Source organism: Snodgrassella sp. ESL0324 (genome assembly GCF_013344955.1).
Taxonomy (GTDB): Bacteria; Pseudomonadota; Gammaproteobacteria; order Burkholderiales; family Neisseriaceae; genus Snodgrassella; species Snodgrassella alvi.
This window is the reverse complement of sequence record NZ_JAAEDS010000012.1, coordinates 225,315-240,518: the sequence shown is the minus strand read 5'-3', so window position 1 is coordinate 240,518 and position 15,204 is coordinate 225,315. Positions and strand designations below refer to the sequence as shown.

14 protein-coding genes are annotated in these 15,204 nt (G+C 40.0%); 11 read left to right on the top strand and 3 right to left on the bottom strand.

Going from position 1 to position 15,204, the window contains the following annotated elements; all coding sequences use genetic code 11:
- Positions 1-528 precede the first annotated feature (528 nt).
- The gene (locus tag GYY70_RS03255) at positions 529-1,791 is read left to right on the top strand and encodes an MFS transporter (RefSeq protein ID WP_084547708.1); all 1,263 of its coding nucleotides are present in this window, start codon (positions 529-531) and stop codon (positions 1,789-1,791) included.
- 102 nt (positions 1,792-1,893) lie between these two features.
- Here GYY70_RS03255 and GYY70_RS03250 read toward each other — a convergent pair whose 3' ends face one another.
- From GYY70_RS03250 to aroA, 3 genes are all read right to left on the bottom strand, one after another.
- On the bottom strand, positions 1,894-3,282 hold the full coding sequence (locus GYY70_RS03250) for a phosphomannomutase/phosphoglucomutase (protein ID WP_174831276.1): 1,389 nt from the start codon (positions 3,280-3,282) through the stop codon (positions 1,894-1,896).
- Positions 3,283-3,373: 91 nt separating this feature from the next.
- Positions 3,374-4,414, bottom strand: coding sequence for a Holliday junction branch migration DNA helicase RuvB (gene ruvB / locus GYY70_RS03245; protein ID WP_025330817.1), 1,041 nt, complete (start codon positions 4,412-4,414; stop codon positions 3,374-3,376).
- An 80-nt stretch (positions 4,415-4,494) separates the two neighbouring features.
- Complete coding sequence (aroA, locus tag GYY70_RS03240) at positions 4,495-5,808, bottom strand: 3-phosphoshikimate 1-carboxyvinyltransferase (protein WP_174831275.1); 1,314 nt, start codon at positions 5,806-5,808, stop codon at positions 4,495-4,497.
- A gap of 192 nt (positions 5,809-6,000) precedes the next feature.
- On the opposite strand from aroA, the gene GYY70_RS03235 reads away from it, so the two are divergent.
- The 10 genes from GYY70_RS03235 (at position 6,001) to GYY70_RS03190 (ending at position 15,203) form a co-directional block, all read left to right on the top strand.
- Positions 6,001-6,618 (top strand): hypothetical protein, encoded by a 618-nt coding sequence (locus GYY70_RS03235; protein WP_084547712.1) that lies wholly within the window; start codon positions 6,001-6,003, stop codon positions 6,616-6,618.
- A gap of 173 nt (positions 6,619-6,791) precedes the next feature.
- Positions 6,792-7,466: a (d)CMP kinase gene (cmk, locus tag GYY70_RS03230; RefSeq protein WP_174831274.1), complete on the top strand. Its 675-nt coding sequence runs from the start codon at positions 6,792-6,794 to the stop codon at positions 7,464-7,466.
- Positions 7,467-7,690: 224 nt separating this feature from the next.
- Positions 7,691-9,376 (top strand): 30S ribosomal protein S1, encoded by a 1,686-nt coding sequence (rpsA, locus tag GYY70_RS03225; protein WP_041879471.1) that lies wholly within the window; start codon positions 7,691-7,693, stop codon positions 9,374-9,376.
- Positions 9,377-9,382: 6 nt separating this feature from the next.
- The gene (locus tag GYY70_RS03220) at positions 9,383-9,700 is read left to right on the top strand and encodes an integration host factor subunit beta (RefSeq protein ID WP_037395076.1); all 318 of its coding nucleotides are present in this window, start codon (positions 9,383-9,385) and stop codon (positions 9,698-9,700) included.
- Positions 9,701-9,847: 147 nt separating this feature from the next.
- Complete coding sequence (zapE, locus tag GYY70_RS03215) at positions 9,848-11,008, top strand: cell division protein ZapE (RefSeq protein WP_041879476.1); 1,161 nt, start codon at positions 9,848-9,850, stop codon at positions 11,006-11,008.
- An 88-nt stretch (positions 11,009-11,096) separates the two neighbouring features.
- Positions 11,097-11,522, top strand: a complete 426-nt coding sequence (ndk, locus tag GYY70_RS03210; RefSeq protein WP_025330810.1) for a nucleoside-diphosphate kinase — start codon at positions 11,097-11,099, stop codon at positions 11,520-11,522.
- A 78-nt stretch (positions 11,523-11,600) separates the two neighbouring features.
- On the top strand, positions 11,601-12,362 hold the full coding sequence (locus GYY70_RS03205; protein ID WP_025330809.1) for a hypothetical protein: 762 nt from the start codon (positions 11,601-11,603) through the stop codon (positions 12,360-12,362).
- A 99-nt stretch (positions 12,363-12,461) separates the two neighbouring features.
- The gene (gene rlmN, locus GYY70_RS03200) at positions 12,462-13,544 is read left to right on the top strand and encodes a 23S rRNA (adenine(2503)-C(2))-methyltransferase RlmN (protein ID WP_174831273.1); all 1,083 of its coding nucleotides are present in this window, start codon (positions 12,462-12,464) and stop codon (positions 13,542-13,544) included.
- A 4-nt stretch (positions 13,545-13,548) separates the two neighbouring features.
- On the top strand, positions 13,549-14,313 hold the full coding sequence (gene pilW / locus GYY70_RS03195; protein WP_084547716.1) for a type IV pilus biogenesis/stability protein PilW: 765 nt from the start codon (positions 13,549-13,551) through the stop codon (positions 14,311-14,313).
- Positions 14,313-15,203 (top strand): RodZ domain-containing protein, encoded by an 891-nt coding sequence (locus GYY70_RS03190; protein ID WP_174831272.1) that lies wholly within the window; start codon positions 14,313-14,315, stop codon positions 15,201-15,203. Before pilW ends, GYY70_RS03190 begins: the two co-directional genes overlap by 1 nt.
- Position 15,204: the final 1 nt, after the last annotated feature.

Below are 15,204 nucleotides of genomic sequence, written 5' to 3'. Positions count from 1 at the left end.
GAATAAATATTCTTATAATAAGGTTTTTTACTGGATTGATATAAAAAATAGATTTAATGTCTTATAATTTTATTATTTATTGAATTTAAATAATAATTAATCCATCGCCAAAACATATAATACTATCGCTATCAATATTTATAATTCATAAAATATTTGTTTATGTATTAATCTTGAGCTTAATTAAAATTGTGTTTATAAATCTTCATTTGATACTTTTGTTCATGCTATGATGTTTTTTGTATCCTGTGTAAATATGGTGTAAATCAAAAATCCGATAATTAGTGAAATATAGTTATATTTGTAAAATTGAACAGAATATTTTATTAATTTGGCATTTTGAAAGCATAATATTGTTTTAATAATGCTTAAGTTTGATTAATGTTTTATTTTTTGTTTAAATTAATGTAATTTAATTATATTGTTTCTTATTTTAAGTATTTGGGAACTTTATTGTGTACGTAACACGGGTTTTGTTAGAATGATTTTGTGATATTTCATTCGGAATTAAACGAAAGCGAGTACGCTATGAATCATAAATCCAATATGTCAGTTTCTCCACCAAATGCTGATCAATCCAGTGCATTAAATAAAACGTTTATAATTGCCTGGTTTATTTGCGCTATTTTCTATTTTGTACAATATGCATTACGCTCGGCCCCAAGTATTATGCAGGCTGAAATTATAGACACTTTGCATATTTCTAAAGTTGAAATGGCTGGCATTATCGGTCTGTATTTTTATTCATATGCTTTCTTTGCACTGGTATCAGGGGTGATGCTGGATCGTATCGGGCCGCGTTTTACTGCCTCGTTGGGTATTATTTTAGTTGCTATTGGTTGCGTACTGTTCTGTTCCGGAACAGTTATTACTGCTCAATTCGGTCGATTCCTGCAAGGTGCAGGTTCCGGACTTGCTTTTACCAGTGCAGTATTTCTGGCCACACGCGGTTTTCCGAAAAAATGGCTGGCAACTGCTGTCGGTATGACTCAGTGTTTCGGTATGCTTGGCGGATTTATGGGACAAGCTGTTGTATCGCCGATTATTAAAAATCAGGTGCTGACATGGCAGATGTTCTGGATGGTAGCTGCCGGTATACTGGTTGTGGTTTTCTTTGGTTCAGTGTTATCTACACCACGTACTCGTGAGGGTAAAATTGACTGGAGTGGTTTAAGCCATCCTTATATTGTGGTATTGAAAAATCCACAGTCTTACATTTGTGCTTTCATCGGTGCCATGATGTTCCTGCCTACCAATGTTGGTAATATCGCATGGGGAAATCAGTTTTTACAGGACGGACTGATTGCTAAAGATGACATAGCCTTACGTTTGGCAATGGTTCCGCTAGGCTGGGTAATTGGCTGTCCGATTTTAGGTTATTTATCTGATGTAATTGGTCGCCGTAAACCAGTTGTGATGGGTAGCCTTATTGCTATGGGCATTACTGGTGGTTTTATTGTTTACTTGCCTGATGTTATGCCGCCTTTTGTGATGGGTTTATTATTCGGTATTGCATCCGGTGCAGCAATGATCCCTTATACAATGATTAAAGAAGTGAATCCTGATGAAGTTAAAGGTACAGCTACTGGTGTGATTAACTTTTTCGTATTTGTGATTAGTGCAATTATGACCAATATGTTTAATATTCTGATTGACCATCTGACAAAAGCAGAAGGTCAGCTGAATTTGAAAGTTTTCCAAACTGCAGACTATGTTTTTGTAGGTGGTTTGATTCTGGCATTTATCATGACAATGTTTGTTCGTGAAACCGGCAGTCAGGCTAAAAAATAATGTTTGAGCGGATATAATAATCGGCTTTAAAATTAAAACGGCTACTTTAGTAGCCGTTTACTTTTATATTTTAAGTCAGAAAATTATTGGGTTGAAGTAAATTCAGTCCCAGTTTAAGTCTGGATTTTGAGCAATAACTGCTTTGAACTGAGCGATAATATTATCTAAAGCTTGCTGATTATCAGCTTCAAAGCGTAATACTAGTACAGGAGTGGTATTGGAAGCTCTCATCAGGCCGAATCCATCTTTAAATTCCACACGCAGTCCGTCTATAGTAATGCGCTCAATCTCATTTTCAAATTGTGCATTTTGTGCCAGACTGGAAATAATTTCATGTCCGGTTTGTCCGGCCGGAACAGCAATATTCAGTTCTGGTGTAGAAACTCCTTCAGGTAAATCATTTAAAACAGCAGAAGGATTTTCATGTCTGGATAAAATTTCCAGCATACGTGCGCCTGCATATAATCCATCGTCAAAGCCTAGCCAGCGTTCTTTGAAGAATACGTGACCACTCATTTCACCGGCTAATAATGCATTGTGTTCTTTGATTGCTGCTTTGATAAAACTGTGACCAGTTTTGCTCATGATAGCTTCACCACCATGTTGTTCAATCCAGGGTTTTAATAATCTGGTGGATTTTACATCATAGATAATTTTTGCTTGCGGATTGCGTGCGAGAACATCAGCAGCAAAGAGCATTAGCTGACGGTCAGGATAGATAATCCGTCCATCTTTTGTTACAACACCAAGACGGTCACCATCTCCATCAAAGGCTAGTCCGATTTCGGCATCGCTTTTTTGCAGTACCTGAATTAAATCCTGTAAATTAGCAGGTTTAGCTGGGTCAGGGTGATGATTTGGAAAATTGCCATCTACTTCGCAAAATAATTCCTGTACTTCACAGCCCAGAGCGCGATATAAATCGCCGGCATAGGCTCCAGCCACACCGTTTCCGGCATCAATAACGATTTTCATTGGTCGCTGGAGCTGAACATGATTAGTTATATAATTAATATATTCTGATGCAATAGGTAAGGGAACAACATTACCGGTATGTTCAGATTGAGCGGCAAGTTCATCGGATTCGATAATTTTACGTAAAGCCTGAATATCATTTCCAGCCAGAGTAGTACCCGCCAGCATCATTTTAAAACCATTATAGTCAGGTGGATTGTGACTGCCTGTAATCATGATACCGCTGCCTTGGCAATGTTCAACAGCTGCAAAATACAGCATTGGTGTGGCAACCATACCTATATCGATTACATTGATACCGCAGGCAGTGATGCCCTGAATCAGACTTGCTGCCAGAATCGGACCGGATAAACGACCGTCACGTCCTATTGCAATCTGATCAACTCCTTTGCTGAGGGCTATTGTGGCAATAGCACGGCCAATCAGTTCGGCTGTATCTTTATTCAGTGAAACATCTACGATTCCGCGGATATCATATGCTTTGAATATGCCGGCATCTATCTGTTTATTATTCATGTATTTTTCCTTGTTTGTTCCTGTATTTGAATCTAGGTATGTTTATATTTAATTGGTATTTGATGATATAACCGGAATATTAGTGCAACAATTAAGCTTTATTGCCGGGTGTAGGTAAACCAAAATGACTATAACTTAGTTCAGTGGCCATGCGTCCTCGCGGCGTGCGCTGTAAGAATCCTTGCTGAATTAAATAGGGCTCGATAACATCTTCGATGGTATCAGTTGATTCACCAATTGCCGCGGCAATATTATCCAAGCCGACAGGTCCGCCTGAAAATTTGTATAAAATTGCTTCGAGATATTTACAATCCATAACATCCAGTCCCGACTGGTCAATATCAAGCATTTTTAAGGCTGCATCTGCTGTAACGGCATTTATTTCACCCTGATGTTTTACTTCTGCATAATCTCGTACACGTCTGAGCAGACGATTAGCAATACGCGGTGTACCGCGGCTGCGTCTGGCTATTTCTGCCGCTCCGGTATTATCAATTTTGAGTTGCAGCAGCTGAGCCGATCGGCTCACAATCGTGGTTAAATCTGCATTATTATAAAATTCCAGACGTGAAACTATACCGAAACGATCTCGCAAAGGGTTAGTTAACATGCCAGCGCGTGTGGTTGCTCCGACCAGAGTAAATGGCGGGAGATCGATTTTGACTGAACGCGCAGCGGGTCCTTCACCAATCATGATATCCAGCTGATAGTCCTCAAGTGCCGGATACAATATCTCTTCTACTACAGGATTCAGCCGGTGAATTTCATCAATGAAAAGTACATCATGCGGTTCCAGATTGGTAAGCAGTGCGGCCAGATCGCCTGCGCGTTCAAGTACAGGTCCAGATGTCTGACGTAAATTGACGCCAAGTTCATGAGCAATAATATGTGCCAGAGTGGTTTTACCAAGTCCCGGAGGACCAAACAATAAAGTATGATCCAGAGCTTCGTGCCGTATTTTGGCTGCCTGAATAAATATCGAAAGCTGCTCTTTGGATTTGTGCTGACCTATATAATCTGATAATGCACGCGGACGCAGAGCTCGTTCGAGTAGCTCTTCCTGGGCTGAAGCTGTTTGCGGGCTGATGACGCGTTGTGGCTGTGCGCCTGATAACTGGTCTGTTTGTAACATGAGTAAATAAAAAAATAAATTATATCAATATTGAACTGAAACCTGAGTAAATGGAAAACAGACTAAGTAAAATTGTGATTTTAAACAGGTGTACACATGCTGGCAAAAACCTGAAAATATTCAGGGAAGGTTTTATTGACACACTGCGGATCATCAATATAAACAGGTGTTCCTAGTAAACTGATAAGTGAAAAACACATGGCCATTCTGTGGTCATCATAAGTGCTAATATGAATATCTGAATGTAATTTTGCCGGTGGTGTAATGCTGATGCTGTCTTCAGTCTCTAATACTGTGGCACCTAATTTACGTAATTCACAAGCCATGGCATTGATTCGATCAGTTTCTTTAACACGCCAGCTGGCAATATTGCGAATATGACAGGTACTTTTGCTGGCGAGAGCTACGATAGCCAGTGTCATAGCTGCGTCAGGGATATTATTAGCATCAATATCAAAAGGCAGGATGTTCTGATGTGGTGCACGGGATATTTCAATAAATTGTTTACCCCAGTGTACAGTTGCTCCGATTTTTTCAAGCTCTTGCACAAATGCTACATCACCTTGAATACTTTTTTTATCTATACCATTGACACGAATAGGTTTTCCTGAAATCAGACCGGCAGCAAGAAAGTAGGAAGCACTGGATGCATCTCCTTCCACATAAATTTGAGCCGGAGCATGGTAATGTTGTCCTGCATTCAGTCTGAATGTCTGAAAATGATCATGTTCAATGTCTACTCCAAACTGTTTGAGCAGATTCAGAGTAATTGCGATATAAGGTTTAGAAATTAACTCACCTGTAACTTCGATAGTATACTTTTTACCTGTTAATGGTAAGGCAATGAGTAATGCAGTTAAAAACTGGCTGGAAACATTACCTTTAACACTAATATGATCAGTATTCTGTTGCCGGATTTTATGAATTTGTAATGGCGGAAAGCCGTTTTGTCCTTTATACTCAATCTCGGCACCTGCCATTCGCAATGCATTAACCAAATCACCGATAGGACGTTCATGCATACGATTTACACCATGTAAATAATATTCACCGCCTGTTATCGCCAGTACTGCTGTTAATGGTCTGAATGCAGTACCTGCATTACCAAGAAACAAATCAGCTTTCTGTTTAGGAAATTTACCCTGACAACCATATATTCTGATATATAAACCAGAATTGGTACTTTCTATGGGAAGATATTCAATTCTAACGCCAAGTGTTTTCAATGCTTCCAGCATATAGCGGGTATCATCTGAATCAAGTAAATCATAAATTTCACTGACATTATCCGCCAATGCAGCAAGGAGTAAGGTGCGGTTGCTGATACTTTTGGAACCGGGCAGATTAATACTGGCAGGATGACAGGTACAGGCTTTTAAATGCAAGGTCTTCATGTATAAATTGGTAAATTTGAAGTATTTGATTGAAAGTTTATCAGTTAATTGTACTGTGGGATATGCATATCAATCGCAAATAGGATAAATATACATAAAATCGGGAACCATGAAGGAATATAATTCAGTGAGTAGCAGTAATATTGGTTATAATAGTAAGTATATTAATATATTAATTTAGTAAGTATAAATATGAATTTTGATTGGCGCTGGTCTAAATCCAGTACAGTTTGGTTATTAATGATACTGGCTGTTCCTTTTGTTCAGCAATTACATATCAATCCTGACTGGGTATCCTATGTAGAAAATACACAAACCATTTTTCTGCTATTTTGTTTTTTATTTACTTTACTTTCAACTTTATGCAGTGGTTTAAAAGGAAAAGAGAAAGCATTCTGGCTCTGGGCATCATTATGGTGGCTGGTATTGCTGGGTCGTGATCAGAACTGGGGCAGGCAAACTTTTTCCGGATATTCTCATGCTGTGTATCATGGAATTGCTGCTGTACTGATTTTAGGTCTGATTTTAATGTTGCTGTGGCCGCGGCTGCGCGCAGGAATCCAGTATTATTATCATCAACCGTTTCCTGTATGGAATTTCCTTTTGGCTGCAGCCGGCTTTCTGCTGGCTGATGCAATTGAGCGTGGTCGCTGGATTGCACAGTTTATTTTGTTAAATCCGGTTTATGATGATATGCTTGAAGAATTGTATGAATGTCCGTTCATGCTTGCATTATTTACTGTCTCTGCAGTATTGCAATGGCGAACAATTATGCAGATGAAAAGATCTTTAAAGCAGGTTAAGGTGTAATATTTCATTGATACAGATAAAAATTGAGCCATCAGAGTTTGCTAACCAGTCTGATGGCTCATTAGTTTTTGATATAAATGATATCAGTTTGTGTTTAGAACGAATTTTCTGATATATAAATATAATTCGGGACAATCTATAAGGCTGAAAAAAGCTTGTTAAAAGGTACTAATATGGTTGCAATACAATCAGAACCGCGATTAAAGGTAATTGCAATTGATGGTCCCAGTGCGTCTGGAAAAGGAACGGTGGCAGCAAGGGTAGCGGCTATTTTGTCCAGAGATTATCTGGATTCCGGGGCGCTTTATCGGTTAACTGCATTATATGCGCAGCAACGGAATATAAACTGGCATAACGAACATGATGTGGCTGCTCTTGCACAAGAACTTCCGGTAGTTTTCAAGAATGATTCGATTATTCTGAATGATGAGGATGTAACTTCAGCTATACGGACAGAAAGTATTGGCATGGGTGCATCTGCTATTGCGGCACTGCCTGAAGTACGGACTGCATTGTTACAACGTCAGCGAGATTTTTTAACGCCAAGAGGACTGGTTGCTGACGGAAGAGATATGGCTTCTGTTGTTTTTCCACAAGCCGAACTCAAAATATTTCTTACAGCCAGTGCACAAGTACGGGCGCAGCGGCGGGCTTTGCAGTTAGGTCTGGCTGTTGATGGTCCGGATTTTGTGCAAATTCTTACTGATATCGAAAAACGTGATCAGGCGGATCGTCAGCGTACTGTAGCACCGCTTAAGCCAGTTAGTGATGCAAAAATTTTAGACACTTCCTCTCTTAATATTGAAGAAAGTGTGAAAAAAGTACTTGATTGGTATCGAAAAATCTAAAATTAGGTTATAATTAAACTTTTTGTACTAACATTCTTAGCATTTCAATATTTGAAAATGTTTGAATTTTGTACTAAATAATTGTTTTACATGTTTTTATACTGACAGGCTTGTAATAGATGCCGGCAGTAATTATATGATTTGACTGGCACAGTCAGGGTGTGCCGGTTTTGATTAACTAACTTTTGTATCCCCTGACGATACCTGTTTGAGAACATAAATATATGACTATGGAAAATTTTGCCCAGTTGCTGGAAGAAAGTTTCACCTTGCAAGAGATGAATCCCGGCGAAGTCATCACCGCAGAAGTTGTTGCCATAGACAATAATTTCGTCACTGTGAATGCCGGTCTGAAGTCAGAATCTCTGATTGATGTGAGCGAGTTCAAAAATGCAGCGGGCGAGATTGAAGTTAAGGTTGGCGATTTTGTCACCGTAACTATTGAATCTGTGGAAAACGGTTTTGGTGAAACCAAGCTGTCACGTGAAAAAGCCAAACGTGCTGCTGACTGGATCAAGCTGGAAGAAGCCATGGAAAATGGTGAAATTCTGTCTGGTGTGATTAATGGTAAAGTCAAAGGCGGTCTGACTGTGATGATTAACAGCATCCGCGCATTCCTGCCCGGTTCACTGGTTGATGTACGTCCGGTTAAAGATACCTCTCACTTTGAAGGCAAGGAAATTGAATTCAAAGTTATTAAACTGGATAAACGCCGTAACAATGTTGTGGTTTCACGCCGTGCTGTTCTGGAAGAAACTCTTGGTGAAGAACGCAAAGCCTTACTGGAAAACCTGAAAGAAGGTTCAGTAGTGAAAGGTATTGTGAAAAACATTACCGATTACGGTGCTTTCGTTGATCTGGGTGGTATCGACGGTCTGCTGCATATTACTGATCTGGCATGGCGCCGTGTTAAACATCCAAGCGAAGTGCTGGAAGTTGGTCAGGAAGTTGAAGCTAAAGTATTGAAATTTGATCAGGAGCGCAGCCGCGTTTCTCTGGGCTTGAAACAGCTGGGTGAAGATCCGTGGAATGGTCTGGCCCGTCGTTATCCGCAGGGTACCCGTCTGTTTGGTAAAGTTACCAATCTGACTGATTATGGTGCATTTGTGGAAATCGAACAGGGTATCGAAGGTCTGGTACACGTTTCTGAAATGGACTGGACTAATAAGAATGTTCATCCAAGCAAAGTAGTTCAGATGGGTGATGAAGTAGAAGTGATGATTCTTGAAATTGATGAAGATCGTCGTCGCATCTCTCTGGGTATGAAACAATGTCAGGCTAACCCATGGCAGGAATTCGAATCCAACCATGAAAAAGGCGATAAAATCAAAGGCGTTGTGAAATCCATTACTGACTTTGGTGTATTTGTCGGCTTGCCCGGCGGTATCGATGGTCTGGTTCATCTTTCTGATCTGTCATGGACAGACGGTGGCGAAGAAGCTGTACGTCAGTTCAAGAAAGGTGAAGAAGTTGAAGCTGTGGTTCTGGCCATTGATGTTGAAAAAGAACGTATTTCTCTGGGTGTAAAACAGCTGGCTGGCGATCCGTTCAGCAACTATGTCAGCGTAAATGACAAAGGCAGCATCGTAACCGGTAAAGTGAAATCACTGGATGCTAAAGGTGCGGTTATTGCATTGGCTGATGATGTTGAAGGCTATCTGCGCGCATCAGAAGTTTCAAATGATCGTGTTGAGGATATTCGCAATGTCCTGAAAGAAGGCGATGATGTTGAAGCTGTGATTACTACGGTAGATCGTAAAAATCGCAATATCAATCTGTCTATTAAAGCTAAGGATGCACAGGAAAACAGTGCTGCTATGCGTTCGTTGTCTACTAACAACAATGCTTCAGCCGGTACTACCAGCCTGGGTGATTTGTTAAAAGCTAAATTATCTGGTGAAAGCGAATAAGCGGTTATGACGAAGTCGGAGTTAATGATTCGCCTGGCGGAATTATATACTGCTAATAATGATAGTACTGTATTAAATGCTAAGGACGTTGAGCAAAGTATTAAGATTCTTGTTGATACGATGACTCGGGCTTTAGCTAAAGGTCAGCGAATTGAAATTCGTGGATTTGGTAGCTTTGATTTAAATCACCGTCCAGCTCGTGTTGGACGTAATCCTAAAACAGGTGAAAAGGTGTCAGTACCGGAAAAATATGTACCGCACTTCAAACCTGGTAAGGAATTACGTGAACGTGTTGACAAAGCTCTCGTATCTAAAGATAAATAATTCTGTTTTATTTTAGATAGACGTTAACGCCGCAGTTTCTGCGGCGTATTTTTATTTTATGGTGGTCGGATGCTAAGTAGGTGTGCTAAGGTTACGTCTTTTAACTTTTGCTAAATACAATTCTGACATCCAGAAGAAATCAATCATATGACCACATCAGTCTTTGTTGCTCCCGAATTTAATAATCAAAGCCCTCTTACTTGGTATCAGGCTGCAGAACAGCAACCCGGATTCATACATGATGCAGCTCAGTTACGTGCAATTAAACAACTGGACAGACTCTGGACAGAGTTGATGATGTTCAAACGTAAACGAAACCGCTTTCTCGGGCGCAGCCTGCGTTCGCCGCGCGCACCGAAAGGCTTGTATATGTATGGCGGAGTCGGGCGTGGCAAAAGTTTTTTAATGGATGTTTTTTTTGGATGTTTACCATATCGGCGCAAACGCAGGGTACATTTCCATGCTTTTATGGCAGAAGTACAGGAACGATTAAAAGATCATCATAGTCAGACTAATCCATTGAGTGCAGTCGCACAGGATATTGCTCGTGAAGTAAGAGTGTTGTGTTTTGATGAATTTCATGTCAGTGATATCGCTGATGCCATGATTCTGGGAAGATTACTTGAGGGCTTATTTGAGCAGGGTGTGGTTATGGTGGCTACGTCCAATTACGCTCCGTCTGAGCTCTATCCGCAAGGTCAGAATCGTTCCAGTTTTTTGCCTACTATTGCACTAATTGAAAAAGAGCTGACTATTTTAAATGTAGATGGCGGTGAAGATTATCGAATGCGTACATTAAAGCCGGCAGATATATTCTATATACCAGCAGATGCAAGCAGTGAACAAAAATTAACAGAGTTATTTCACAAAATTAATGGTGAACAGGAAATTACTGGCGGAGAAATTGAAATACTTGGGCGTAAATTACCATACAAAGCAATTTCTGATACAACAATTTGGTTCGACTTCAATACATTATGCTGTGGTCCGCGCTCACAAAATGATTATCTGGAACTGGCAAAAAAATTTCGCGTATTAATTTTGTCAGACATACCCAAAATGGGATCTGGTCAGATGGCTGAAGCACGACGGCTTACCTGGTTAATTGATGTTTTGTATGATTATCGTATCAAGCTATGTGCCAGTTGCGAGGTCGCTATAGATGATATCTATACAGACGGCGATTTCGCCAACGAGTTTACTCGTACAGCCAGCCGTCTTACAGAAATGCGTTCAGAAGAATATTTAACTTTGCCTCATTTAACACTTGATAGTGAAAATGCAAGTATAGGAAAAGATATTAAATAAGACTGAATTTTGTTAAAATGACAAGATATGTTTTTTGAAGCAATTTTGCGGCAAAAAATTAGTATATTCAATATTTATGGAAACAAATATGACTATCGAGCGCACATTATCTATTGTTAAACCTGATGCAGTTGCTAAAAACGTTATCGGACAGATTTACAGCCGTTTTGAAAATAACGGGCTGAAAATTGTTGCTGCTAAAATGAAACATTTGTCTCAAGCTGAGGCTGAAGGTTTTTATGCTGTTCATAAGGAACGTCCGTTTTTTGCAGATCTGGTAAGTTTTATGATTAGCGGACCAGTGATGATTCAGGTGCTGGAAGGTGAAAATGCAGTCGCCAAAAATCGAGAATTAATGGGTGCAACTAACCCTAAGGAAGCCGCTGCAGGCACAATTCGTGCTGATTTCGCTGATTCAATTGATGCCAATGCTGTTCATGGCTCAGACAGCCTTGAAAATGCAGCTATTGAAATTGCATATTTTTTTGCAGCCGATGAGCTATGCGCTCGTTAATACTGTAAATAAATTTATTGAACTTAGTCCACCTGTACAGGTGGACTAATTTGTATAAATACAAGTAGGAGAAATAAAGTGTCTGATTTTTTTAATTTATCTGTTTTAAAATCGCTTCCGGTTCAGAAATTTAATGAAACCAAACCATTTCCAAATCATTTATTTAAGGAAATATTACTACCCGAAGCATTTAATGAATTGTATAACAATTTTCCCAGTCTGGATCTATTTGAAAAGCATGTGAACAGACCGCGCGGAAAAAGCGGGCAGCGGCCGCACAATCGATACTATCTGGCATTTGAAAAATCTATCTATCATAAAAATGATCAGTCCGGACTTGGCGTAACCAAAATTGAGCAGTTGCCGAATGTATGGCAGGAATTTGTACGTGAGGTACAAACATCGGAGCCTTATCTGGAGTTTTTAAATCGTTATTTAAATCTTGATGAATATACTATTCGTTACGCTTGGCATGTAGGTGAAACTGGTTCTGAAGTTTCACCGCACTGTGATAGTCTTGATAAAATCGGTACACACATTTTTTATTTTAATACTTCAGCCGACTGGGAAATTGAATGGGGCGGTTCCATTTTAGCTCTTGGCGGTAAAAAAACAGATAAAACGAATCCTGATATCAGTGATTTTGAAACGGTGGAAGGTTTTGATATCCGCGATAACAGCAGTTTCTTATTTAAAAATACTTCCGACGGATGGCATGCTACTGAAGTTTTGACTTGTCCTCCAAACCACTATCGTCGTTTATTTAATGTCATTGTTCAGAAAAAGAAAACGGAAAAACCACTGAAAAAAATATGGCATTATCTGTCTGGTAAAAATTAAAGAATTGTATAGATTGTTGAATAAAGTTGTATTATCAGCATAATAGAATGACTGAAAACCAGTTATTACTATTTATTGCTTACTTAATGTATTACCCTGATGAAAACCAATTTGCTAAATTTTGACTTACCCGGTTTAACTGCCCATTTTGCTCAAATGGGAGAGAAACCTTTTCGTGCCAGACAAGTGATGCGCTGGATGCACTTAGGCGGAATAGCCGATTTTACAGATATGACTGATCTGGCTAAATCTTTGCGTCATAAATTACTGGATAATGCGGAAGTAAAAGTACCGGATTTACTGATTGAGCAAAAATCAGCTGATGGTACATGCAAATGGTTGCTTGATGTTGGTACTGGTAATGGTGTGGAAACGGTTTTTATACCGGAAGATACCCGGGGTACGTTATGTATTTCTTCGCAAATAGGCTGTGCATTGGAATGCATGTTTTGCTCTACCGGCAGACAGGGTTTTAACCGCAATCTGACCACAGCAGAGATTATCGGGCAGTTATGGTGGGCTAACAAAGCCCTTGGTGTTACACCTAAGGATGAAAGAGTAATTTCCAATGTGGTTATGATGGGAATGGGCGAGCCATTAGCCAATTTTGATAATGTGGTGACAGCATTAAGTATCATGCTGGATGACCACGGCTATGGTTTATCACGTCGTCGTGTAACTGTATCAACCTCTGGCATGGTACCCCAGATGGATCGCCTGAAAGAAGTTATGCCTGTAGCATTAGCTATTTCACTGCATGCTTCTAACGATCAGGTGCGTGATAAACTCATTCCATTGAATAAGAAATATCCGCTTAACCAGTTAATGGCTGCATGTCAGCGTTATCTGGTAAAAGCACCGCGTGATTTTATTACCTTTGAGTATATTATGCTGAAAGGTATTAATGATGCTCCCGAACATGCGCGTGAATTAATCGATCTGGTTAAAGATGTGCCGTGTAAATTTAATCTGATACCGTTTAATCCGTTTACCAATTCGGGGTTTGAGCGTTCAACAAATGAACGTATCCGTGTATTTCGTGAAATTTTGCAGGAAGCAGGTTTTGTAGTAACAGTCAGAAAAACCCGTGGTGATGATATTGATGCAGCATGTGGTCAGCTTGCGGGAAAAGTAAAAGACAAAACGCAGCGACAACAAAAGTGGCAACTTGTACAGGGATGATTCGATGAAAAAAATGGGGTTAGCTCTATTATGTGCACTGGTATTATCAGCCTGTGCTACTGAGACTATGAACAAAAAACCGACAGCGGCACAGCGAGCCAGAGAGGTTGCACAGATTAAAACTCAGCTGGCGGTAGAGTATTTGAAAAATCAAAATTATCGTCAGGCTGTTGAAGCGATTGATGAAGCGATAAAAAATAATAGTAGTTCACTTGATGCATGGTTGATACGAGCTCAGATATGGCAGTATTTAAAAGAACCGGCAAAAGCAGAAGAGAGTTTTCAGCGTGCTTTGTCATTAGCATCAGATAGTGCAGAAGTAAATAATAACTATGGCTGGTTTGTGTGTGATGTTTTGAAGAAGCCGAATGCATCATTAGCTTATTTTGATAAAGCTTTGGCTGATCCGACTTATCCTACACCGGAAATTGCCCAGTTCAATAAAGGTATTTGCAGTAGTCGAATGGGGCAGTATCAGCTGGCCAACAGCTATTTTGAACGATCTTTGGCAGCAAATCCGAATTTTATTGCTGCAAAGAAAGAAATGGCACGTAATAATTTGCTGGCAGGTAATGCTTCGGATGCCAATTATCTGTTTAAGCAGTATCAGAGTCAGATAAATAACTTATCTGCTGATGATTTATTATTGGGGTGGAGAATTGCAAGATCTTTGGGTAATATGCAGGCCGCTTACGAATATGAAGCACAACTGCGTAATAATTTCCCTTATTCTGCTGAGTTAGAGCAGGTTTCTACAGGAAAATTCTGATGAATGAGCAAACCAAAAATCCCGAGTCCGGCCCAAATGCAGCAGTTACTCTGGGAACATTACTTTCTCAGGCACGAAAACAGAAAGGACTGTCTGTAGGTGAAGTTGCCGAACGTTTAAAACTGCCGGCACGGCAAATTGAGGCAATGGAAAGCGGTAGCTATAAAGGTTTGCCAGAAGCTGTATTCATCAAAGGCTTTTTAAGCTCATATGCCCGTTTGCTCGAAGTAGATGAAAAAGAACTGAAGCAATATTTTCAGCAGATTTTTCCTGCTGCCAGTCACTTGTCAACTTCAGACAGCAATAAAGTCGTTTCTGCGGATCTTGATTTCAAAGGTAAGCCGCAGCGTCGTCATTTTCCACGCTGGCTGATTGTTGTATTAGTAGTAATTTTAATTAGTGCAGTGGTATATGCATGGCAGACTAAATCTACTTCTGAAAATGCCAGACAAACTGCTACAGCCGGTCAGGAAGTATCTGTGCAAACAGCTTCTATTAGTGATATCGCTGCCAGCAATATTCGTGTTGTACCGATGACGGACAATGAACACACCGGTTCTCAGCCTGTTACCGAAGTTACTGCGGCCAGTCAGTCTGCTAGTACAAGCAATACTACAGATACACAGGTTTCTCAGCCTGCTGTATCAGCTTCAGATACACTGGTAATAAAACTTGAAAACAGAAGCTGGTTGCAGGTAAGTGATAAAAATGGCAAGGTGCTCATCAGTCAGGTGGTGGATGCCGGTAGTACACATCAGTTTGGCGGGGCTGCTCCGTACAAAGTAATACTTGGTTATACCCCTGGTGCCAGTATCCGGTTTGCCGGAAAAGATATCGCTATTGAACAAAACAAGAAAAGAACCGCAGCAATGACGGTAGGTGGAAATTGAA

Coding starts and splice junctions, on each gene's coding strand:
- GYY70_RS03220 (WP_037395076.1), top strand. CDS start 9,383: ATGACGAAGTCGGAGTTAATGATTCGCCTGGCGGAATTATATACTGCT.
- GYY70_RS03250 (WP_174831276.1), bottom strand. CDS start 3,282: ATGAATAATAAACAGATAGATGCCGGCATATTCAAAGCATATGATATC.
- zapE (WP_041879476.1), top strand. CDS start 9,848: ATGACCACATCAGTCTTTGTTGCTCCCGAATTTAATAATCAAAGCCCT.
- pilW (WP_084547716.1), top strand. CDS start 13,549: ATGAAAAAAATGGGGTTAGCTCTATTATGTGCACTGGTATTATCAGCC.
- aroA (WP_174831275.1), bottom strand. CDS start 5,808: ATGAAGACCTTGCATTTAAAAGCCTGTACCTGTCATCCTGCCAGTATT.
- GYY70_RS03190 (WP_174831272.1), top strand. CDS start 14,313: ATGAATGAGCAAACCAAAAATCCCGAGTCCGGCCCAAATGCAGCAGTT.
- GYY70_RS03255 (WP_084547708.1), top strand. CDS start 529: ATGAATCATAAATCCAATATGTCAGTTTCTCCACCAAATGCTGATCAA.
- cmk (WP_174831274.1), top strand. CDS start 6,792: ATGGTTGCAATACAATCAGAACCGCGATTAAAGGTAATTGCAATTGAT.
- ruvB (WP_025330817.1), bottom strand. CDS start 4,414: ATGTTACAAACAGACCAGTTATCAGGCGCACAGCCACAACGCGTCATC.
- rlmN (WP_174831273.1), top strand. CDS start 12,462: ATGAAAACCAATTTGCTAAATTTTGACTTACCCGGTTTAACTGCCCAT.
- GYY70_RS03235 (WP_084547712.1), top strand. CDS start 6,001: ATGAATTTTGATTGGCGCTGGTCTAAATCCAGTACAGTTTGGTTATTA.
- rpsA (WP_041879471.1), top strand. CDS start 7,691: ATGACTATGGAAAATTTTGCCCAGTTGCTGGAAGAAAGTTTCACCTTG.
- ndk (WP_025330810.1), top strand. CDS start 11,097: ATGACTATCGAGCGCACATTATCTATTGTTAAACCTGATGCAGTTGCT.